Below are 21,493 nucleotides of genomic sequence, written 5' to 3' on the forward strand. Positions count from 1 at the left end.
TGCGGGCAAACAGCCGCGATTAACCTGCGTGGAGAAAGTCCTCACGATGCGCTGTGTAGGCTGCGCGCCAGTTCCACGAATTCCCAGCAGAGGAAGTGTCATGTCGGTCGTTCTGTATATCGGTGGCAGCAAGGATGGCCAGAAGGGCGTGATGCCCTATGGCTTCAGCAAATCGATGAAGGAAACCGACGAGGGGCCGGAGATCTATGTCGAGCGCGTGCTCGCGCTGAGCGATCGCCGGGTCCGGATCATGGCGCTGGAATCGCTGCAGGAGGAGATCGTGGTGGAACGCTTGCACCAGTACTATTCGCGTTGACGCCGGCATGCGAACCCCGGTGTGGTCGCCCGCCTAGCAGGGCCAGCAGCGGTTCGCATCGATCTTTTCTCGACCATGCCCGCACCTGACTCCAGCAATTTGCCGCGCGTCACCGTCCACGAAAGCACCACGGCCGATCTGTCCGAGCACCGTAGCGACATCTTCTTCGCCGCCGTGGAAACCACGCGGATGCCGATGATCGTCACCGATCCGCGGCAGGCGGACAATCCCATCGTGTTCGTCAACCGCGCCTTTCTGGAAATGACCGGCTACAGCAGCGAAGAGCTGCTCGGCAACAACTGTCGCTTCCTACAGGGGCCGGACACCGATCGCGACACCGTGGACAGCGTGCGCGAGGCGATCGCCGGGCGCAACGAAGTGGCGGTGGAGATCCTCAACTACCGCAAGGACGGTTCCAGCTTCTGGAACGCGTTGTTCATCTCGCCGGTCTACAACGAGCACGGCGAGCTGGTCTATTACTTCGGCTCGCAGCTGGACGTCAGCCGCCGCCGTGATACCGAGGACGCGTTGCGCCAGGCGCAGAAGATGGAGGCGCTGGGCCAGCTGACCGGCGGCATCGCGCACGACTTCAACAACCTGCTGCAGGTCATGTCCGGCTACCTGGAATTGATCGAGCATGGCCTGGAGCGCGAGCCGCTGGATCCGGCGCGGCTGCGCAAGAGCGTGGAGCGCGCACGCGACGCGTCCGGCCAGGCCGCGCGGCTGACCCAGCAGCTGCTGGCCTTCGCGCGCAAGCAGAAGCTGGAAGGGCGCGTGCTCAACCTCAATACTTTGGTCGCCGGCATGAGCGACGTGGCCGAGCGCACCTTGGGCGACGGCATCGCGTTCTCGCTGGACCTGGCGCCGGACCTGCGCAACTGCCGCATCGATCCGACCCAGGCCGAAGTGGCGCTGCTGAACATCCTGATCAACGCGCGCGATGCGATGGCCGAGCAACCCGCACGGCGCCTGGTGATCCACACCCGCAACGTCACGATCCGCGCCGACGAGCCCACCACCTACGACAACCTGCTGCCCGGCCACTACGTCTGCGTGTCGGTCACCGACAACGGCAGCGGCATGTCCGCGGACGTGCTGGCCCATGTGCTGGATCCGTTCTTCACCACCAAGGACGAGGGCAAGGGCACCGGCCTGGGCCTGTCGATGGTCTACGGCTTCGCCAAACAGTCCGGCGGCGCGGTGCGGCTGTATTCGGAGGAGGGCCACGGCACCACGGTGCGGTTGTATTTCCCGATCGACGACAACGTCGAGAACCTGGCGCCGCGCGACGCGCGCGCCCGCCGCGCCTCCGACCGGCAGGGCAACGAGACGATCCTGATCGTGGAGGACCGGCCGGACATTGCCGAGCTGGCGCGGCTGTTCCTGGAGGACCAGGGCTACGCCACCCACGTCGTGCACAACGCGCGCGAAGCGCTGGAACTGGTCGACAACGGGCTGCAGGTGGACCTGCTGTATTCGGACCTGATCATGCCCGGCGGCCTCAACGGGGTGATGCTGGCGCGCGAAGTGCGGCGGCGCCGGCCCAAGATCAAGGTGCTGCTGACCACCGGCTACGCGGAGACCTCGATCGAGCGTACCGACGCCGGCGGCACCGAATTCGACGTGCTGTCCAAGCCATACAACCGCCAGGAGCTGATCCGCAAGGTGCGCATCGTGCTGGACGGCCCCACTGGCGTGAGCTGATGCGGACAAATCGGCCCGCGGCGTGAGCTGACGCCGACAGGTCGGCGCGCCCCTGTCAACGGGTTCCCGGACGGCGCCGGCGCTGCGAAAATGACGTTTTCCGCAAGGCGGCTTCGGCCGGATGCAATGCACGACACTCAGCTCGCCCAGCAGATCGCCAAGACCATCGCCGCCGAGATCGGCGCGCAGCCGGCCCAGGCCCGCGCCGCCATCGCCCTGCTCGACGAAGGCGCCAGCGTTCCGTTCATCGCGCGCTACCGCAAGGAAGTCACCGGCGGCCTCGACGACACCCAACTGCGCAACCTGGAAACCCGCCTGACCTATCTGCGCGAGCTGGAAGACCGCCGCGCCGCGGTGCTGGCCAGCATCGACGAGCAGGGCAAGCTCAGCGCCGAATTGCGCGCGGAGATCGTCGCCGCCGATACCAAGTCGCGGCTGGAAGATCTGTACCTGCCGTACAAGCCCAAGCGCCGCACCCGTGCGCAGATCGCGCGCGAAGCCGGCCTGGAGCCGCTGGCCGACGGCCTGCTGGCCGATCCGTCGCTGACGCCGGACAGTTTCGCCGCCGGCTTCGTCGACGCCGACAAGGGCGTGGCCGACGTCAAGGCGGCGCTGGAAGGCGCGCGCGCGATCCTGATGGAGCGCTGGGGCGAAGACGCGGCGCTGGTCGGCGAACTGCGCGGCTGGCTCGCCGAGGTCGGCGTGATCCGCGCGCGCGTGGCCGAAGGCAAGGAGCAGGAAGGCGCCAAGTACCGCGACTACTTCGACCACGCCGAGACGCTGGGCAAGATTCCCTCGCACCGGCTGCTGGCGCTGTTCCGCGCACGCCGCGAGGAAATCGTGTATCTGGAGTTGGACCCGGGCAGCGATGCCGAGGCCGGCCACCAGTACGCCGAAGGCCGTGTCGCCGTGCGCGCCGGCATCGCCAACCGGGGCCGTCCCGGCGACCGCTGGCTGCTCGACGCATGCCGCCTGACCTGGCGCGCCAAGCTGCACATGCACCTGCTGCTGGACCTGTTCAACCAGGCGCGCGAGAAGGCCGAGGCCGAGGCGATCGCGGTGTTCGGCGACAACCTGCAGGACCTGATGCTGGCCGCGCCGGCCGGCGCGCGGGTGACCCTGGGCCTGGATCCGGGCATCCGCACCGGCTGCAAGATCGCGGTGGTCGACGCCACCGGCAAGCTGCTGGCCACCGACACCATCTATCCGCACGAGCCGCGCAAGCAGTGGGACCAGTCGCTGCACACGCTCCGGCAGCTGTGCACGCAGCACGGCGTGGAGTTGATCGCGATCGGCAACGGCACCGCCAGCCGCGAGACCGACAAGCTCGCCGCCGACCTGATCAAGCAGAACCCGCAGCTGAAGCTGGAGAAGATCGTGGTCAGCGAGGCCGGCGCGTCGGTGTATTCGGCGTCCGAATTCGCGGCCAGGGAATTCCCGCAACTGGACGTGTCACTGCGCGGCGCGGTGTCGATCGCGCGGCGCCTGCAGGATCCGCTGGCCGAGCTGGTCAAGATCGAGCCGAAGGCGATCGGCGTGGGCCAGTACCAGCACGACGTGGACCAGTACCGCCTGGCGCGGGCGCTGGATGCGCGGGTGGAGGACTGCGTCAACGCGGTCGGCGTCCACGTCAACACCGCTTCGGCGGCGCTGCTGTCGCGCGTGTCCGGGCTGTCGGCTAGCGTGGCCGAGAACATCGTCCGCCACCGCGACGACAATGGCCCGTTCAAGCGCCGCAAGGATCTGCTGAAGGTGCCGCGGCTGGGCGACAAGACCTTCGAGCAATGCGCCGGCTTCCTGCGCATCGCCGATGGCGACGAGCCGCTGGACGCCTCGTCGGTGCACCCGGAAGCGTATCCGGTGGTGGAGCGCATCGTCGGCGCCACCGGCAAGCCGATCAAGGCGTTGATCGGCGACGGCGGTTTCCTGCGCGCGCTCAAGCCGGACCAGTTCACCGACGAAAAGTTCGGCGTGCCGACCGTGCGCGACATCCTCAAGGAACTGGAGAAGCCGGGCCGCGATCCGCGCCCGGAGTTCAAGGCCGCGCGCTTCGCCGACGGCGTGGAGGACATCAAGGACCTCAAGCCGGGCATGGTGCTGGAAGGCGTGGTCAGCAACGTGGCCGCGTTCGGCGCCTTCGTCGACATCGGCGTGCACCAGGACGGCCTGGTGCACATCTCCGCGTTGTCCGACAGCTACGTCAAGGACCCGCGCGATGTGGTCAAGGCCGGCGATATCGTCAAGGTCAAGGTGCTGGAAGTGGATGTGGCGCGCAAGCGCATCGCGCTGACCCGGCGCCTGGACGATGCGCCGGCAGCGGCATCGGCGCGTGGAGGCGAGCGCGATGGCGGCGCGCGTCCTGCGTCGGGCGCGCCGCGTCGCGAGCGCGATGCGCGCGGCGGCAATAGTGGCAATGGCGGCGGCAACGGCAAGCCGCGTGCACCTGCTGCGCCGCCGTTGAACAGCGCCTTGGCCGACGCGTTCGCCCGCGCCAAGCGCACCTGAGCGGACGCGCGCCGCGGCGGCCGCGGCACGCGTTCGGCGTCGCGGCGTCGCGCGGGCTCAGGCCGGTTCGGCCTGCGCGTTCGGGTCCTGTTCGGTGGTGCTGTGCGGCTGTGCCAGCGAGGCGGCCAGCGCGATCAGTTTGACCGGATCCACCGGCTTGCCCAGATGCGCGTTGAAGCCGGCATCCAGCGCCAGCGAGCGATCCTCGCCGCGCACGTAGGCGGTCAGCGCGATCGCCGGAATGCGGCTGACCGCGCCGGCGCCGCGCGCGCGCACGCTGCGGATCAGGCTGTGTCCGTCGCGGCGCGGCATGCCCACGTCGCTGACCAGCAGATCGTACGGGCGCTCGCGCAGCAGCGACTCGGCATCGTCGGCGGATACCGCGGTCTCGACCACCGCACCGGCTTCCTGCAGAAAACGCTGGGTGACCCCGCGCGAGTCCATGTCGTCGTCGACCACCAGCACGCGCACGCCGTTCAGGCGGATCCCGCCGCGCTGCAACGCCGCGGCGGCGTTCGCCGCGCCATCGCTGCGCCGCGCCGGATCGAGTCGCTGCAGATCGTTGCGCGGCAGCAGCAGGGTGAAGGTGGCACCCATGCCGATGCCTTCGCTGCTGACCGACAGCTGGCCGTGGTGCATTTCGGCCAATTGCTTGGCGATCGCCAGGCCCAGGCCCAGGCCGCCGGCGCTGCGCGTGCTGCTGGCGTCGGCCTGGCGAAACCGGTCGAACACATGCGGCAGGAACAGCGGATCGATGCCGACGCCGCTGTCGCTGACGCTGACGCGCAGATGGGTGGTGCTGTTGTCGAGCGTCACCGTGATCTTGCCCGCGCTGGGGGTGAACTTGATCGCATTGCCGATCAGGTTGGTCAGCACCTGCTGCAGGCGCACCGCGTCGCCGAGATAGGGCAGCACGGGGGCGTCGCTGCACGGGGTCAGCGCGATGTCGATGCCTTTGCTCTCGGCGCCGGGCCGCGCCGCATCGATCGCTTCGCCGACCAGCGCGCACAGATCCAGTTCGGTGGCCTCCAGCCGCACCTTGCCGGACAGGATGGCGCTCATGTCCAGCAGGTCGTCGATGATCTGCGCCTGCGCATGGGCGCTGCGCTCGATCACTTCCAGGCCGCGGCTCAGGTCCTTCTCGCGCACCGCCTCGCCCTGCATCAGCCGCGACCAGCCCAGGATCGCGTTGAGCGGGGTGCGCAGTTCGTGGCTCAGCGTGGCCAGGAATTCGTCCTTCATGCGGCTGGCGCGCTCGGCCTCGCCGCGCGCGCTCTGCTCGGCGGAGAGCAGCTGCTGCAGGCGCAGGTCGGTTTCGCGGCGTTCGATGATGATGCCGGCCAGGTGCGAGGCCGAGCGCGCCAGGTCCTGCTCGTGCACGGTGGGGTAGTGCACGAACGGGTGGTACAGCGCGACCACGCCCAGCACCTGGCCGTCGCTGGCCAGGATCGGCGTGGAGCAGCAGGCGACGATGTCCGCTTCGGCGGCCGCGACCAGATACTCCTGCCAGTTGGGGTCCACGCGCACGTCGCTGCACAGCACCTGCCGGCGCAGGAACGCGGCGCGCCCGCAACAGCCGCTGCGCTCGCCGATCGGCAAGCGGTGCACCATCTTGCGGAACGCGGCGGGCATGCTCGGCGCGGCGCCTTCGAGCAGGCACTGGCGGTGTTCGTCGACCAGCATGATGGTGCAGCGCAGGCCCGCGTCGCTCTGCGCCTCGATGCCGCGCGCGATCGCTTCGAGCACCGCGGTCAGCGGCTTGCCGGTGGTGATCATCTCCAACGCCGCACGCTCGGCGGCGGTGGCGTTCTCGATGCGCTTGCGCTCGGCGATGTCCAGCAGCGAGCCGATGAAGCCGAGGAACTGGCCCGACGAGCTGAAGCGCGGCGAGGCGGTGTCCACGCACCAGCGGTACTCGCCGTCGTGGCGGCGCAGCCGGTATTCGATGGTGAAGGCGCGGCGATCGGCGGCGGCGCGGGCCAGCGTACGCCCGACTGCCGCGGCGTCGTCGGGATGGATCTTCTCCATCCAGCCCGAGCCCATCGCCTCCTGTTCGGTCTGTCCGGTGAACAGGTACCACTGGCGGCTGACGTATTCGCAATCGCCATCGGCGTTGGCCATCCAGATCAGCACCGGCGCGTTGTCGCAGAGGTTACGGAAGCGCAGTTCGCTTTCCTGCAGGCGCTGTTCGACCACGCGGCGATCGTGGATGTCGGTATTGGTGCCGATCCAGCGCACGATCCGGCCGCCGCCATCGCGGATCGGAAGCGCGCGGCCCAGGTGCCAGCGATAGCTGCCGTCGTGGCGGCGCAACGGGTATTCGATCTCGTAGGGCTGGCCGCTGCGCACGGCGTCCGGCCAGGCCTGCATCGCCCGCGCCAGGCCATCCTCGGTATGCACCTTGCGCCAGCTGTCGTAGCCGGATTCGCCGACCGGCAGGCCGGTGTATTCGTACCAGCGCCGGTTGAAATAGTCGACGTTGCCGTCGGGCGTGGCGGTGAACACGATCTGCGGCATCGCGTCGGCCAACTCGCGCAGGCGCGCCTCGCTGCGCGCCAGGTCCGATTGCGCGCCGGCGCGCTCCATCGACTCCCAGCAGCGCGCCGCGACCAGCCGCACCAGTTCGATCTCCGCCGAGGTCCACACCCGCGGCCGCGACTGGTGCACGCCGATCACGGCGACCAGGCGGCCGGCCTTGTGCAGCGGCGCACTCAGCATCGCGCGCATGCCCAGGCGCCGGTAGCCGGGGTCGTCGACATGCAGCGGCGGCGCATACGCCTCGGTGTCCTGCACCACCCACGGCCGGTTCTCGCGCATGCATTCCAGCAGGTCGCTGCCGAACTCGCTGAAGCGCGCGCGCCCGGTCAGGTGCGCGGTGCCGTCGACATAGTCGGCGCGCACGTCGAAGGCATCTTCGTCGGCATCGACGATCGCATACGCGCAGCGGTTCGCCTGCAGGTGCCGGCCGAGCAGTGCGGCGCCGGTCTCGCAGATGGCCTCGGCGCTGTCGAGGTTCTGCAGCGCGTCCTCCAGCATCAGCAGGAAGCTGTCGTGGGCCTGCGCGCGGGTCTGCTCGGTGCGGTCGATGCCGTGGACCAGCACGCCGGTGACCTTGCCTTCGGCGTCGCGCATCGGCTGGTAGACGCATTCCAGCGTGGTTTCGGAGACCGTCTCGTGCGGCGTGCGGCGCAGGTTGAAGGTCATCGACTCGCCGGTGAAGGGCAGGCCGCTGGCGCGCACATTGTCGAGCAGGCGGATGAAGCCCTGCTGCTGGATCTCAGGGATCGCTTCGGCCAGCGGCTTGCCGACCACCTCGCGCGGCCCGACCAGTTGCTGGTAGCGCCGGTTGACGCTTTCGACCACGTAGTCCGGGCCGCGCAGGATCGCCAGCGCCGCCGGCGACTGCTCGAACGCGTCGGCCATCTGCGTGCGCTGCGCATCCAGCGCCTTCAGCAACGCATCGCGCTCGCGTTCCAGCTTGATCCGGGCGGTGTCCTCGGTGCAGACGCACAGCACGCCGCCGATGCCGCCCTGGTCGTCGAACAGCGGGCTGTAGGAAAAGGTGAAATACACCTCTTCGCTGTAGCCGTTGCGCAGCATCACGAACGGGACGTGCTCGTTCCAGGTCGATTCGCCGGTGGCCATCACCTGTTCGGCCTGCTCGCCGACCGTCGGCCACACGTCGGGCCACACCTCGGCCACCGCGCGCCCGAAGGCGAAGGGGTGGCGCATCCCCAGGATCGGAATGTAGGCGTCGTTGTAGAGGTTGATCAGCCGCGCGCCCCAGCGGATCACCATCGGGAAGCGCGAGCTCAGGCAGATCGACAGCGCCGAACGCAGACTCTGCGGCCATTCGTGCAGCGGTCCCAGCTCGTGGCCGGACCAGTCGATGGCGCGCAGCAACCCTCCCGTGACGCTGTTGGCGGGCAGCCAGACAGGAGGGGGCGATCGGTCATGAGCGTTGATGGCGATATCCCTCGAATCGATCCCTGCAGGGCAGGCTCCCGATCCGGGATTCTCAAGGGCGAGCGGTCATTTTCGCGTGAGCATCGCCCAGCGCCTTGATCAGCTGTTCCGACAGATACGGCTTGGTCAGCACCACTCCGGCGGCGAAACCGGCAGGAAGCGATTCGGCCGCGACGCCGGTGGCCAGCACATACGGGATCGCACGCTCGGTCAGCATCCGCGCGACCGCCTCGCTGGTCTCGCCGGCGGCCAGGCGGAAGTCGAGCACCGCCCGATCCGGCCGTTCCTGGTCGATCAGCAAAAGCGCTTCCCGCACCGACTCGGCCGGGCCGATGACGTCTGCCCCGGCCTGGGCAAGCTGCAATTCCAGCAGCGTGGCGTTCATTTCGTCGTTCTCGACCACCAGGATACGCAGGCCCCGCAATGCCGACATCGCTTGCTCGTTAAGGTTTGGGAACGGAAATTATAGCGGCAGCCGCGATGGCGCTGGTTGGATCGCGATCCCAACGAAGATGAAGGGTTTACCCCTGTCGCAGGCCGTTGCGGTCGGCTATACTTCGCGGCCGCGCCGAAGTGGCGGAATCGGTAGACGCAGCGGACTCAAAATCCGCCGCCCTTAAAAGCGTGTGGGTTCGAGTCCCACCTTCGGCACCAGAAACCTACGGCAGCTTCGGCTGCCGTTTGTTTTTTGCGCGATGGGTCGTGGGAGCTCTGCACCGACCTGCGCTTGTGCCGATGGCGCTGGTCCGCGACGAGCGCATCGACACCATGGCTTCTGGAAGGGTGGCGCCGGCCGTTTGCGCTTGCGGAGGCGAGCGGGGCATCTGTCCGCTCCTCACCGGGGCGGACCCTGGATCCGGATTGCCACCAGCGCCTCGACCCATGCCGCGGACGCGAACTCCTGCTGGACGCCGATACCAAGTTCGTCTTACACATCTCTAGGTGTGCGATGGACGAAGCAGTGCTTCGCTGTCGGCCCGACTGTCTGGTCATGCACACCGATATCGCCCGGCTGCTGGCGATCGAATGCGATCGAAGGGCAGTGCATCGAGGCGATGGACGCATGCGGTCGGCGCTTGCGCCAGCCGATCGCCTAAATCGCACGCTCCGCCGCGTTAAAAAAACTTCAAAAAACGCTTGCGCAGGCAGGATGCCGTCGCTAATATTCCGCTCCTCGCAGCACACGTGGGGCCATAGCTCAGCTGGGAGAGCGCTTGCATGGCATGCAAGAGGTCGCCGGTTCGATCCCGGCTGGCTCCACCAACTTTTTCGGGCACTAGGCCTGTCCGCAGAAGCTACATCGTTATCAGCGTCCCCATCGTCTAGAGGCCTAGGACATCACCCTTTCACGGTGGCGACCGGGGTTCGAATCCCCGTGGGGACGCCATTTTTATTTGCAAGAAACCTGAAGTCCGGCGATGCCGGACTTTTTTTGTGCGGGGTTTGTACATGCCGCCGGAATCGAGTAAGATTCCGCTTCTGCCAGTACACGTGGGGCCATAGCTCAGCTGGGAGAGCGCTTGCATGGCATGCAAGAGGTCGCCGGTTCGATCCCGGCTGGCTCCACCAACTTTTTCGGGCATTAGGCCTGTCCGCAAAAGCTACATCGTTATCAGCGTCCCCATCGTCTAGAGGCCTAGGACATCACCCTTTCACGGTGGCGACCGGGGTTCGAATCCCCGTGGGGACGCCATCTACACCAAAACACCCGGCACTGCCGGGTGTTTTTTTGTCTGCGTTTCGCGCGCCGCCGGCACCCGGTCGGCGGCGTTGTCGCTCGCCGCTGCGGTTCAGCGCAGCAGCTTGCGGATCTGCAGGATGGCCTGCGGGGTTTCCTGCACGCTGTGGCCGGAGGCGATCACCGTTTCCGACGCCGCACCGTCCAGGTGCGCGCTCCAGTAGGGCACGAAGCCGTCGTCCGATTGCGCCAGCGGCACGCGCGGATCGCGGCGGGCGATGATCGAGTGATAGCTCACCTTCGGCGAGATCTTCAGCTGCGCCGCGGCTTCGACGAAATCGTCGTGGTCGTCGAGGTTGTCCATGCTGGTCGGCAGCTTGCCGACCAGGCCGGTGCCGGTGATGTCCTTGAACTGGTCGAGAACGCGCGCGGGCAGGCCGATCAGGCGTCCCACCAGTCTGCCGAGCATGCCGGTGGCATGCGGGGTGCCGCGATGCGGCGAGGCCAGGAAGATGGCCTCGGAGACTTCCGGCATCGGCTCGAAGTGCAGCATCGGCGACAGTGTGTCGCGCAGCGTCCGCATCGCCTGCGGCGCGAGCGTCGCGTTGCCGAACAGGCGCTGCCAAAGCCGGTCGCCGTCGCTGGAGGACACCATCAAGCGTGCCAGCACGCCGCCCATGCTGTGCCCGACCAGCACCATGTCGTGCGCCGAGGCGCTGCGCCGTTGCGGATCGAAATGGTCCAGCGCCTGCTCCAGGCCATTGCGGATTTCCATCTGGTTGTAGGCGATCGGCAGGTTGGTCGGGTAGTAGACCAGCCAGATCTGATAGCGGGCGCGCAGGTTTTCGTCGCCGAGCAGTTCGTTGGCCAGGTTCACCCAGGCCTCGGGACTGCTGGCCAGGCCGTGCAGCAGCACCAGCACCCGGCGGTCGGGATCGTAGGGTTGGGTCAGGAAGATGTGCGGCCGGTCGATGCCATGGGCCATGCCGAACAGCGTGCGCAGCGATTGCTCGGCGAAACCCGAGCGCGCCATCCACACCCCGTAGCCGGCACTGAAGTCGCCGGCCAGCGGTACCGCGTAGCCGCCCAGCGTGGCGCGGGCGCTCAGGTACGGATCGTAGGCTTCCACCCGCACCGCGCGGCTGGCCAGCACCTCGGCCAGCGTGTCGCCATCGAAGCGCAGCAGCACGGTCAGGCTCGGCGTCGGCATTTCGCTGTAGGCCGGGCTCGTCGCGTCCGACTCGCTCGCCTCGTTCCGCAGCGACGTCGCGTCCGGCAGCACCGCGACCATCTCCGCGCCGAATCCGTCGCGCCGGTAGACGCTGCGCAGCCCGGTGAAGCGCAGGCCGCTGGCCGGCAACATCGCATCCGGCATCGGCATGTCCTGCAAGGCGCCCAACCGGCTCACGTCCAGCGCGATCCTCCAGCCGGGCAGGGCCGACAGTTCGGCCGCGCTGTCGGCCCGCTGGCCCTGTTGCTGGAAGCGCACGAACAGCGCCGACACCGCCTGTTGCACCGCATAGTTGTAGTAGTCGCGGACCTGGGTCTGGCGGTCCTCGAAGGTGCGCTCGCCAGGCGCGCGCTCGCCGAAGAACAGGTAGGCATAGGCATAACGCGCGGTCTCCAGCCAGGCGCTCAGTGCCGCGTCGCTGCGCGGCTGGCGCTTGGCCAACCGCAGCGAGGCCTGCAGCCACAGCTCGGCGACGGCCGCCAGCTTGCGTTCCTGGACCACGCCGTCGTTGTCGAGCAACTGCTCGGCGCATTGCCGGGTTCGGGTGCTGCATGCGCTTTCGCTCAGGCCGATCACCGCGAGCGTCTCGATCGCCGGGATGCTGAGGTGGCCGTTGCCGAGCGGGTCGCCGCGCCTGGCCTGGATGTACTCCGCCGCGCTCACCGGTTTCAGTGTGACCATGGCGCAGCCGCTGGCGCCCGACGCCAGGCACAGCGCGGCGAACATGCGCCAGGCCAGGCGGCGGCTGCGCTGGCCGATCATGCCGCGGCCGTCCGCAGTGCGCTGCGGCCGGTGCGCAGCGAGAACAGCAGGTCGTACAGCACCGGGATCACGCCCAGCGTGACCAGCGTGCCCAGCGCCAGCCCGCCGATCATGGTGATCGCCATGCCGGTCCACAGCGGGCCGGCGAACAGCATCAGCGGGACCAGGCCGACGATGCAGGTCAGCTTGGTCATCACGATCGGGCGCAGGCGCTTGACCGCGGCCGCGACCACCGCGTCGTGCCGGTCCAGGCCGTCGGCCAGTTCGGCATCGATGCGCTCCAGCAGCAATACCGCGTTGTTGACGATGATGCCGGCCAGCGCGAGCAGGCCGAAGGTGGCCATGAAGCCGAACGGGTAGCCGGTGACGAGCAGCGCCAGCGCCGCGCCGATCAGCACGAACGGAACGCTGGCGACGACGATGAACAGCTTGCGGAACGAGTTGAATTGCCAGATGAACAACAGCAGGATCGCGCCCAGCGCATGCGGCATGTACTGCAGCAAGGCCTGGTTGGCCTCGGCCGAATCCTCCAGTTCTCCGCCCATCTCGATGCGGTAGCCCGGCGGCAGGCGCAGCGCGGCGACCTTGCCGGCCAGCGCGGTCACCACTTCGTCGGTGGTCATGCTCGGGTTGTGCCCGGTGACGGTGATGGCGCGGCTCAGGTTGCGGCGCTGGATCGCGGACGGCTCGGAGGACAGGGTGATCTCGGCGATCGCCGACAGCGGCACGGCGGCGGCGCCGGACGCGGGATAGAGCAGGGTGCTGCCCGGATCGCTGGCCGCGACGCGTTCATCGGCGCCGCCGCGCAGCACGATCGGAACGTTGACGCTGTCGTCGCGGATCACCGAGGCGTCGATGCCGCTGTAGCGCAGTTGCAGGGCCTGGGCGATGTCGTCGCTGCCGACCCCGGCGCGGCGCGCCTTGACCTGGTCGACGCGGACCTCGTAGCGCGGAATGCGGATCTCCCAGTCGTCGCTGACATCGATCGTGCCCGGCAGCTGGCGCAACGCCTGCGCAATCCCGGCGGCGATGCGGCGCAGCTGGGTTTCGTCCGAGCCGACCACCCGATAGATCGCCACGCCGGATTCGGTCGAGCCCATCGAGAAGCGCTTGGGCTCGGCGCGCACGGCGGGATAGCCCTGGCGGATGTGCTGGCGGACGCGCGCGATGACCGCGTCGAGGTCGGTGCCGGGGCGCACGCTGACGGTGAAGTAGGCGATGTTGGCCGCGGCCTGCGGCGGATTCAGGCCGAGCACGATGCGCGGTCCGCCGTCGGCGACGTAGCCGATGCTGTCCACGATCTCGGGATTGCGCTTGCGATCGGCCAGCCAGCGGCTGATCGATTGCACGGTGCGCAGGGTTTCGCGCGAATCGCTGCCCGGCTGCAGGGTCACCGGCATCTGGAACTGCAGGCGATCGGACTTGGGCAGGAAGCTGTAGGGAATCGAGCCCAGGATGGTGGCGGCCACCGCCAGCAACAGCAGCATGCTGCCCAGGAACAGCGCCTTGTGCCGGAGCAGGGTTTCGATAATGCGCCGGTAGCCGCGGTACAGCCTGGAATCGTAGTGGTCGGCGCCATCGGCACCTTCGGCATGCGCGCTGCGGTGCGCGCGCGCGAAGTACATGCACAGCAGCGGGGTCACGGTGACGCTGAGCAGCCACGAGCCGAGCAGGGTCACCGCCAGCACGATCGCCAGCGAACGCATGTACTCGTTGGTGCTGGTCTGGCCGAAGAAGAACGGCGAGAACGCGAGCACGATGACCAGCGAGGAGGTCAGCAACGGCAGCGCCAGCGTGCGCCCGGCGGCTTCGCAGGCTTGCCGGCGTTCCTCGCCGGCGGCCAGGCGGCGCTCGATGTCCTCGGCGATGACGATGCCGTTGTCCACCAGCAGCCCGAGCGCCAGGATGATCGCGGCGATGGAGACGGTCTGCAGTTCCACGTCCAGCGCCCGCATCACGATCAGCGTGCCGAGGATGGTCAGCGGCACGATCGCGCCGACGATCAGGCCGGTGCGCCAGCCCAGGAACAGCATCACCACCGCCATCACGATGAGTACGGTCTCGCCCATGACGTGATGCATCTTGCCCATTTCGCGTTCGACCACGTCGGCCTGGAAGGTGACCACGTGCTGGGAAAAGCCGACCGGCAGCATGCGCGCGGTCTCGCCGAGCTTCTGCCGCAGCGCCTGGCCGACCTGCGCGATGTTGTAGCCGGGCGCCATCGACACCGCCACCACGACGGCCGGTTGGCCCTGGTAGATCGCGGCGCTCTCCGGCGGATCGGCCGGCATCAGCGCGATGCGCGCCAGCTGCGACAGCGGGATCTGGCGCGCGCCATCGGCGCCGGAAACCGAGATCGGCGTATTGCGCAGCTCGTCCAGGGTGCGGATTTCGCCGGAAGTGGTGACGGTCATCGCCAGCCCGGACGCGGCGATCTGGCCGCCGCTGGCGACCACGTTCTGGGTGCGCAACTGTTGCGCGACCGCGCTGGGCGTCAGGCCGGCCTCGCTCAGCCGGGTCCGCTCGAAGGCGACGTAGATGCGGTCCTCGCGCAGTCCGTGGAAGCTGACGCGTTCCACCCCGGGCACGGTGTACAGCTGTTCGCGCATCTGCCGCAGCGGCGCGCGCATCTCGCTGGTGGCGAAGCCGGGCGCGGTCACCGCGATGGAGGCGATCGCGACACGGCCGAAATCGTCGTCGACGAACGGCCCCTGCGTGCCCGGCGGCAACTCGGCGCTGGCATCGGCCGCCTTGGTGCGCACCCGCTGCCACAGCGCGGGCAGATCGGCGACGTCGTCGCGCGCGGTCAGCTGTACGATCGCGCTGCCGGGCCGCACCGTGGTGACGATCTTCTTGATGCCGGTCAGTTCGCGCAGGTGCTCCTCGAGCGGGCGCGCGATCAGGTTCTCGACGCGCTCGCTGGGCATGCCGGGAAACGCGACCTGCACCACCGCATCGCGGACGGTGACGCTGGGTTCCTCCTGCGACGGAAAGCCCAGGAAGGTGACGATGCCGCCGATCAGGATCAGCGCGGCGGTGAACAGCGCGAAGCGGCTGGAAGCGAGGGTGGCGCGGGTCAGGTTCATGGCGAGGCGGTGCCGGTCAGGCGCGTAGCGGGATGGAAGGGGACGACGGTCTGTCCGTCGCTGAGGAAGGCCGCGCCGGCGGCGACGATGCGTTCGCCGGCGCGCAGTCCCTGGCGGACCTGCACGCGGTCGCCTTCGGCATTCCCGGTCACGATCTGGCGCCGGCGCACGCTGGCGTTGCTGTCCTGGTAGACGAACACCATCGGCTTGCCATTGCCCATGCTCGGCACCAGCGCGCTGAGCGGGACGCTCAATGGCTGCGTTTCGGCGTGGGGCAGGGCCAGCAGCAGGTTCTCGCCGCTTCGCAAGCCAGCGGCGGGATCCGCGGCACTTTCGAACAGCGCCTGCACGGTGGCGCCGCCGTCCAGGCGATCGGACACGCTGCGCAGCCGCAGCGGCAGCGCCTGCTCGGGCGCGCCGGCCCGATACGCCGTCGCCGCCTGGCCGGGATGCAGCGTCGCTGCCAATGCCGACGGCAGCGCGACCGTCACCTGCGCACGCCCGCGGCCTTCCAGTTGCAGCACCGGCTGGCCCGCTGCCACGTTGGCGTCGGGCTGCTGCAGCCGCGCCACCACGCTGCCGTCGAACGGCGCACGCAGCTCGGCCTGGCGCAGGCCGCGGCGCGCCAGCGCCAGGTCCGACTGCGCGCTGCGCACGCGCGCCTGTGCGCTGGCGAAGGCGGTCTTGGCGGCGGTCAAGGTGGTGGCGGACGCGGCGCCGTCCTCGAACATGGCCTGCTGCTGGGCGAGCTGGGTCTGCTGCTGTTGCAGATCCGCCGCCGCGATACGCAGGTTGGCCTCGGCCTGCTCGGCACGCAGGCGGTTCGGTTCCGGATCCAGCCGCGCCAGGATCTGGCCCTGGCGCACGCTGTCGCCGACATCCACCGCGACCGAGGCGATGCGGCCGCCGCCTTCGAAGCCCAGTTCGGCGCGCTGCTCCTGGCGCACCTGGGCCACGAGGCGATCGTCGGTGCCGGCGCTGCTGCCGACGGCCTCCAGCTTCACCGTGCGCGGGGCTTCCGCAGGCGGCGTCGGGTCGCGGCTGCAGGCGGTCAACGCCACTGCCGCCAGCGGCACGCAGACGCAGAGAAACATCGCAAGACTCGGTTTCATGGGCATTCTATGTGGCGGGTCAGAAGGTGTAGGTCACGGCGCCGATGGCGCTGGCGAAGGCGCGGCGCTGCACGATCGGGCTGCCGTCGGCGTTGTCGACATAGCGCGTGCCGGCGACCGTCAGCGAGGTGCTCCAGTGCTTGGACAGCGCGTGGTCCCAGTTGGCGCCGACCGAATAGGCGTACAGGCCGGAGCCGGCGCTGTAGGCGGCAAACCCGCTACGCGCGCTCTGCGCATCGGTGACCCCGAAATAGGCCTGGTTGTAGCGGCGGTCGCCCCAGTGCGCGTCCAGGTTCATGGTCAGCGTGTCGCGGTCGTTCTGCAGCAGGGTGAACTTGGCGCCGGCGCGATAGTTGTTGCGGCGCGCACCGTCCTTCAGGGCGAATTCGGCTTCGGCATCCAGCATCAGATACGAGGTGAACTGCTGCGCGATCATGGTGCGGCTGGTGATCGAACCGGGCACGTCGCCCATGCCGGCCAGGGTTCTGGAGCCCGGGCGCCAGCTGCTGTTGCGGTCCAGCCGGCCGAGGTCGTAGCCGAACGACTGGCTGACGTAGAAGCCGCCATCGCTCTGGAATTGCGCGCCTAGGCCGCGCACGCTGTCGAAGAACAGCAGGCCGCTCTGCGCCGCCAGCACCGGGGCGAATTGCACGCGGTCGTCCCTGGAGCCGAAGTAGCGCGGCGCCGCCACTGCGGCGGCGCCGAGGCTGAGTTCGGTCTGGTGGCCGAACAGGCGGAAGCCGGATGCGTCCGCATCGGCGGCGTTGGCCACCAGCGGCGATACGGCGCAGGCCAGGAGCGGGAACAAGGCGATCATTTTCATGGACGTTCTCTTCGACGTGGAGGGATCAGGAGGCGTGCGGCAGTTGCACGCCATAGAACGCGCGGAACAGCGCGATACGGTTGAGGATCAGGTCCTGGCGGGCCTGCAGGTGATCCAGGGCGGCCTGCTCGGCGGCGATGCGTTCGCCGAGCAGCGCGGGGCGATCCTGCAGGCCCTGCGCGACGCGGCGCTGCATGCGTTGGATGCGTTGCCGTTCGCGATCGCGGTTGGCCCGCTCGCGCTGTTCGCGTTGCTGCAGGACAGGGCCGGCATCGAGCGCATCGGCCACTTCGCGGAACGCCGATTCGATCGCCTTCTCGTAGTCGGCGACGCCGGCCTGCTTGCGCAGCTGCGCGATGTCCAGGTTGGCGCGGTTGCGGCCGAAGTCGAAGATCGGCATGGTCAGTTGCGGAACGAAACTCCAGGTGCGGCTGCCGGCGGCGAACAGGCCGCTGAGCACATCGCTGGCGGTTCCCAGCGAGGTGCTGAGCTTGATCGACGGGAAGAATGCGGCGCGCGCGGCGCCGATGTCGGCATTGCGTGCGCGCAACTCGGCTTCGGCCTGCTGGATGTCCGGACGCTGCAGCAAGACCGCCGAGTCCAGGTCGCGCAGCGCCATGCTGCCCGCGTCGGCCGGCAGCACGTCCTCGAGATCGCCGGCGCTGGCCGGTGCGTCGTAGCCGGCGACCAGTTGCAGCGCGCGGCGCGCGGCGGCGTGGTCGCTGGCCGCCTGCATCGCGCGGACTTGGGCCTGGTCGGTCTGATGGCGCTGGCGGTCGAGCGCGTCGGTGGAGATCAGCCCGACATCGTGCTGGTCGTCGGCGACTGCCAACAGCGCGTTGCTGTCGTCGGCGATGGCCTGGAAACGCGCCTGCGCCTGGGCGGCGGCGCGTTCCAGCGTGTAGGTGCGCAACACCTCGGCGACCAGCGCGCCGCGCGCGGCCTGCTGGCCGGCGCTGGACGCCAGATAGCGCTGCTGCGCGGCAGCGGACAGCGCGGCCAGCTTGCCGAACAGATCCAGTTCGAAATCGTCGACGCCGACCGCGGCGGTGACCAGCTTCTGCCCGTAACGCTCCTGCTGCCGCGGATCGTCGTAGCTCTGCCGGGCCTGCTGCGCATCGATGCCGATCTGCGGCAGCTGCTGCGACCGCTCGATCCGGTATTGCGCGCGGGCCTGCTGCACTTGCAGGACGGTGTTGCGGAAGTCCGGATTGTGCGCCAGTGCCTGCTGCACCAGCGGCGCGAGGTCGTGGGCCGGCGAGAATTCGCGCAGGAACCGCCGTTCCTGCTCCGACAGCGCGACCGCGGGCGCCGCGCTCGCTTGCGGCAGCGGTGCCGCCGCTGCGCCGCCCAGCGTGCTCGGCACGGTGGCCTGCGGGCGCTCGTAGACCGGCGCCAGCGAGCAGCCGCCGAGCAGCACCGCCAGCGCGGCGACGAGGAGGCGAGGGCGGTACGGACGCTTGCCTGCGGGCGATACAATCATGGGGGTCAGTCGGGGTGGCCAATCTCGAGTGATAGAGTCGGCCGGCAAGTTCAAGCTGGCTTCTAGGAATCTTCAAGATTCCGTCAAGACGCGCGACCAGGGCGGCACAGGGCATGAGTTCCAAGAAGATTCTTGTCGTCGAGGACGACGCCGACAGCGCCAGCATCCTCGAGGCGTATCTGCGCCGCGACGGATTCGACGTCGCCATCGCCGGCGACGGCGCGCGCGCGATCCAGCTGCATGCGCAGTGGAAACCGGACCTGGTGCTGCTGGACGTGATGCTGCCCAAGCTGAGCGGCACCGAAGTGCTGTCGACGATCCGCCGCAGCGGCGACACGCCGGTGATCATGGTGACCGCGATGGGCGACGAGCCGGAGAAGCTCGGCGCGCTGCGCTACGGCGCCGACGACTACGTGGTCAAGCCCTACAGCCCGAAGGAGGTGGTCGCGCGCGTGTACGCGGTGCTGCGCCGCGCCGGGCCGGCCAGGACGAGCGAGGAACCGCTGAAGTACGAGCGGCTCACCGTCGACACCAACGCGGTGCTGGCCACGGTGCAGGACGCCGACGGCCACGACGTACCGCTGGACCTGACCCCGACCGAATTCAACATCCTGGCCACCTTGCTGAAGACGCCGTTCAAGGCCTATACGCGCAGCGAACTGCTGGAAATCTGCCTGCCGGAAAGCGACGCGCTGGAGCGGGTGGTGGACGCTCACGTGCACAACCTGCGCAAGAAGCTGGAGAGCGAGCGCATCACCGATGTGCTGGTGACAGTGCGCGCGATCGGCTATCGCTTCCGATGAGATGGCCGTTCGCCCGGCGCAAGGCACACACGCCGCTGTGGCGATGGGCGGGCCTGCGCATGAGCGCGCTGGCGGTGGTCGCCATCCTGGCGATCGTGTTCGGCATGTGGCTGCGCTTCGCGATCTGGGACATCCTGACCCTGCGGCAGATGCCACCGGCGGCGCGCCAGGAGATGATGGAACTGCGCGAGGATCCGCACAGCAACGAGCAGCGCCTGTGGCAGCTGTTCGCACGCTACTACGACGTCGCCGATTTCCTGCCTGGCTTGGCCAGCCGCGACTGGCTGCTGCTGGCGGTGCTGGTCATCGCGTCGATTCCGGTCATCGTGGTGTGCGGATTGCTCGCGTCGCGGCCGTTGTCGCGCCAGTTCTCCAATGTGGCCGAGGCCGCCCGGCGCATCAGCGACGGCGACTTTTCCGCGCGCGCCAAGGTGATCCCCTCGGCGCCGGACGAACTGGCCAGCTTCGCGATGGACTTCAACGGCATGACCGCGCAGCTGCAGCAGTACGAGCGCGAGGTGCGCGATTCCAGCGCGATGCTGGCGCACGAACTGCGCACGCCGTTGAACGCGGCGATGGGCCGGGTGCAGGGCATGCTGGACCAGGTCTTCCCGTGCAGCGACGAACAGCTGCAGATGGTCCATCGCCAGCTGGAGCAGATCAATCGCCTGGTCGGCGACCTGCATCTGCTGTCGATGGCGCGGGCCAATCAGCTGATGCTGGAGCCGCACACCTTTCCGCTCGACGTACTGATCCGCGAGCGCCTGGCCTGGCTGGCGCAGCCGTTGCAGGCGGCGCAGATGGAGGTGGAGGTGCGCGTGCCGGGCGGCGTGTCGATCAGCGCCGACCGCGACCGCATCGGCCAGGTGCTGTCGGTGCTGATCGACAACGCGCTGCGCTATGCCGCGGCCGGCAAGCATCTGCTGATCGAAGTGAGCGCTGGCGCCAACGACATGCTGATCTGCGTCTGCGACCGCGGCCCGGGCATGACGCCGGAACTGTTGCCGCGGATGGTCGATCGCTTCTGGCGCGCCGAGGATTCGCGTGCCCGGCACTCGGGCGGCAGCGGCCTGGGCCTGTCCATCGCCGCGGCGATCTGCCATGCCCACGGCGGCGCGCTGGAATTCGGCAACCGCGACGGCGGCGGCTTGTGCGCGCGGGTGCGGTTGCCGCGAGGGCAGTAGATCGGAATCGGCGGCCCGGGACGCTGCGGTCGACAGGCCGTGCCGGAACGCCGCTTGCCCGCGCACCCTAACGCTGTTAGATTTCGCCGACTAACAGCGTTAGGGTAGGTATGCGCAAGCCCCTCGGGCGCGAACAGATCGTCGACGCGGCCTTCCAGCTCCTGGACGAGGCCGGCATCGAAGGCGTGAGCCTGCGCAAGGTGGCCTGCCAGTTGGGCATCCGCGCGCCGTCGCTGTATTGGCACTTCAAGAGCAAGCAGGCCTTGATCGACGCCATGGCCGATGCCTTGATCGAGCAGGTGGCCCGCGACATTCCTGCCGATCAACCGTGGCGGGCGACCCTGCTGCAGGTCGCGCATGAGCTCCGCTGCGGTTTCAAGGCGCACCGCGACGGCGCGCGCGTCTATGCGGGCACCTACATCGCAAGCGATAACGTGCTGCGCCTGGGCGAAGCCATGATCAAGGCACTGGCCGAGGCCGGTGCGCCGGTCGGCTTCGCCGCCACTGCGGCGATGGACCTGGCCTATTACGTCATGGGCTTCGTCATCGAGGAACAGGCAATGCCCGACTATCGCCACCTCGAGGACGTGGGCAAGGCGTTCCTGGCGTTGTCCCAGGCGCGCTTTCCCTACTGCTGGCAGGCCAGGCATCTGCTGACCGAGCCGGATTTCGATCGGCGCTTCGAACAGGGCCTGGGATTGATGCTGGACGGCATCGAACACTGGCTGGCCCAGGCCGACGCGCAACCCGGCCAGCACGGCGACCTCCCTGCCCAGGCACGGGCCGCCGTTGCGCCATGACCGCCATCGCGTCCCGCTTCCCCTCCCGCCAGCCATCGCC

Annotated in this window: 13 protein-coding genes and 5 tRNA genes; 11 read left to right on the plus strand and 7 right to left on the minus strand. The window is 68.7% G+C overall.

The genetic code is table 11. The features are described 5' to 3' along the window. Window positions 1-100 precede the first annotated feature (100 nt). The 3 genes from AB8810_RS11585 (at window position 101) to AB8810_RS11595 (ending at window position 4,525) form a co-directional block, all read left to right on the plus strand. A complete protein-coding gene (locus AB8810_RS11585) occupies window positions 101-316 on the plus strand; it encodes a hypothetical protein (RefSeq protein ID WP_179564862.1) in 216 nt (71 codons plus the stop codon). A gap of 75 nt (window positions 317-391) precedes the next feature. Then, complete coding sequence (locus tag AB8810_RS11590; protein WP_372530443.1) at window positions 392-2,020, plus strand: hybrid sensor histidine kinase/response regulator; 1,629 nt, start codon at window positions 392-394, stop codon at window positions 2,018-2,020. Between the two features lie 126 nt (window positions 2,021-2,146). Then, a complete protein-coding gene (locus AB8810_RS11595; RefSeq protein WP_372530444.1) occupies window positions 2,147-4,525 on the plus strand; it encodes a Tex family protein in 2,379 nt (792 codons plus the stop codon). A 57-nt stretch (window positions 4,526-4,582) separates the two neighbouring features. Here the strand turns inward: AB8810_RS11595 and AB8810_RS11600 are convergent, their stop codons facing one another. Next, on the minus strand, window positions 4,583-8,428 hold the full coding sequence (locus AB8810_RS11600; protein WP_372530445.1) for a PAS domain-containing protein: 3,846 nt from the start codon (window positions 8,426-8,428) through the stop codon (window positions 4,583-4,585). 115 nt (window positions 8,429-8,543) lie between these two features. Further along, window positions 8,544-8,924 (minus strand): response regulator, encoded by a 381-nt coding sequence (locus AB8810_RS11605; protein ID WP_179564854.1) that lies wholly within the window; start codon window positions 8,922-8,924, stop codon window positions 8,544-8,546. A 134-nt stretch (window positions 8,925-9,058) separates the two neighbouring features. On the opposite strand from AB8810_RS11605, the gene AB8810_RS11610 reads away from it, so the two are divergent. The 5 genes from AB8810_RS11610 (at window position 9,059) to AB8810_RS11630 (ending at window position 10,184) form a co-directional block, all read left to right on the plus strand. Next, window positions 9,059-9,145, plus strand: a tRNA-Leu gene (locus AB8810_RS11610). A 533-nt stretch (window positions 9,146-9,678) separates the two neighbouring features. Beyond that, window positions 9,679-9,754, plus strand: a tRNA-Ala gene (locus AB8810_RS11615). Between the two features lie 48 nt (window positions 9,755-9,802). Next, window positions 9,803-9,878, plus strand: a tRNA-Glu gene (locus tag AB8810_RS11620). Between the two features lie 106 nt (window positions 9,879-9,984). Then, window positions 9,985-10,060 (plus strand) — tRNA-Ala (locus AB8810_RS11625). A 48-nt stretch (window positions 10,061-10,108) separates the two neighbouring features. Continuing rightward, window positions 10,109-10,184: transfer RNA gene (locus AB8810_RS11630), tRNA-Glu, on the plus strand. Between the two features lie 97 nt (window positions 10,185-10,281). On the opposite strand, the gene AB8810_RS11635 is transcribed toward AB8810_RS11630, so the two are convergent. From AB8810_RS11635 to AB8810_RS11655, 5 genes are read right to left on the minus strand one after another with little or no spacing between them, the layout of a single operon-like run. Next, on the minus strand, window positions 10,282-12,162 hold the full coding sequence (locus AB8810_RS11635; RefSeq protein WP_372530446.1) for a lipase family alpha/beta hydrolase: 1,881 nt from the start codon (window positions 12,160-12,162) through the stop codon (window positions 10,282-10,284). Further along, on the minus strand, window positions 12,159-15,248 hold the full coding sequence (locus AB8810_RS11640; protein WP_372530447.1) for an efflux RND transporter permease subunit: 3,090 nt from the start codon (window positions 15,246-15,248) through the stop codon (window positions 12,159-12,161). The genes AB8810_RS11635 and AB8810_RS11640 overlap by 4 nt, the downstream gene beginning before the upstream one ends. Continuing rightward, on the minus strand, window positions 15,245-16,366 hold the full coding sequence (locus tag AB8810_RS11645; protein WP_372530448.1) for an efflux RND transporter periplasmic adaptor subunit: 1,122 nt from the start codon (window positions 16,364-16,366) through the stop codon (window positions 15,245-15,247). Before AB8810_RS11645 ends, AB8810_RS11640 begins: the two co-directional genes overlap by 4 nt. A gap of 13 nt (window positions 16,367-16,379) precedes the next feature. Next, window positions 16,380-17,183: a MipA/OmpV family protein gene (locus tag AB8810_RS11650; RefSeq protein ID WP_372530449.1), complete on the minus strand. Its 804-nt coding sequence runs from the start codon at window positions 17,181-17,183 to the stop codon at window positions 16,380-16,382. Between the two features lie 25 nt (window positions 17,184-17,208). Then, complete coding sequence (locus AB8810_RS11655) at window positions 17,209-18,666, minus strand: efflux transporter outer membrane subunit (protein ID WP_372530450.1); 1,458 nt, start codon at window positions 18,664-18,666, stop codon at window positions 17,209-17,211. A gap of 113 nt (window positions 18,667-18,779) precedes the next feature. On the opposite strand from AB8810_RS11655, the gene AB8810_RS11660 reads away from it, so the two are divergent. The 3 genes from AB8810_RS11660 to AB8810_RS11670 all read left to right on the plus strand — a co-directional run bounded on the left by AB8810_RS11660 (window position 18,780) and on the right by AB8810_RS11670 (window position 21,453). Further along, complete coding sequence (locus AB8810_RS11660) at window positions 18,780-19,469, plus strand: response regulator (protein WP_179564844.1); 690 nt, start codon at window positions 18,780-18,782, stop codon at window positions 19,467-19,469. Next, window positions 19,466-20,653, plus strand: a complete 1,188-nt coding sequence (locus tag AB8810_RS11665; RefSeq protein WP_372530451.1) for a sensor histidine kinase — start codon at window positions 19,466-19,468, stop codon at window positions 20,651-20,653. Before AB8810_RS11660 ends, AB8810_RS11665 begins: the two co-directional genes overlap by 4 nt. A gap of 110 nt (window positions 20,654-20,763) precedes the next feature. Next, window positions 20,764-21,453, plus strand: coding sequence for a TetR/AcrR family transcriptional regulator C-terminal domain-containing protein (locus tag AB8810_RS11670; protein WP_372530452.1), 690 nt, complete (start codon window positions 20,764-20,766; stop codon window positions 21,451-21,453). The last annotated feature ends 40 nt before the right edge of the window (window positions 21,454-21,493 follow it).

This window comes from Xanthomonas sp. NCPPB 3005 (assembly GCF_041228095.2).
GTDB lineage: Bacteria > Pseudomonadota > Gammaproteobacteria > Xanthomonadales > Xanthomonadaceae > Xanthomonas_A > Xanthomonas_A bonasiae.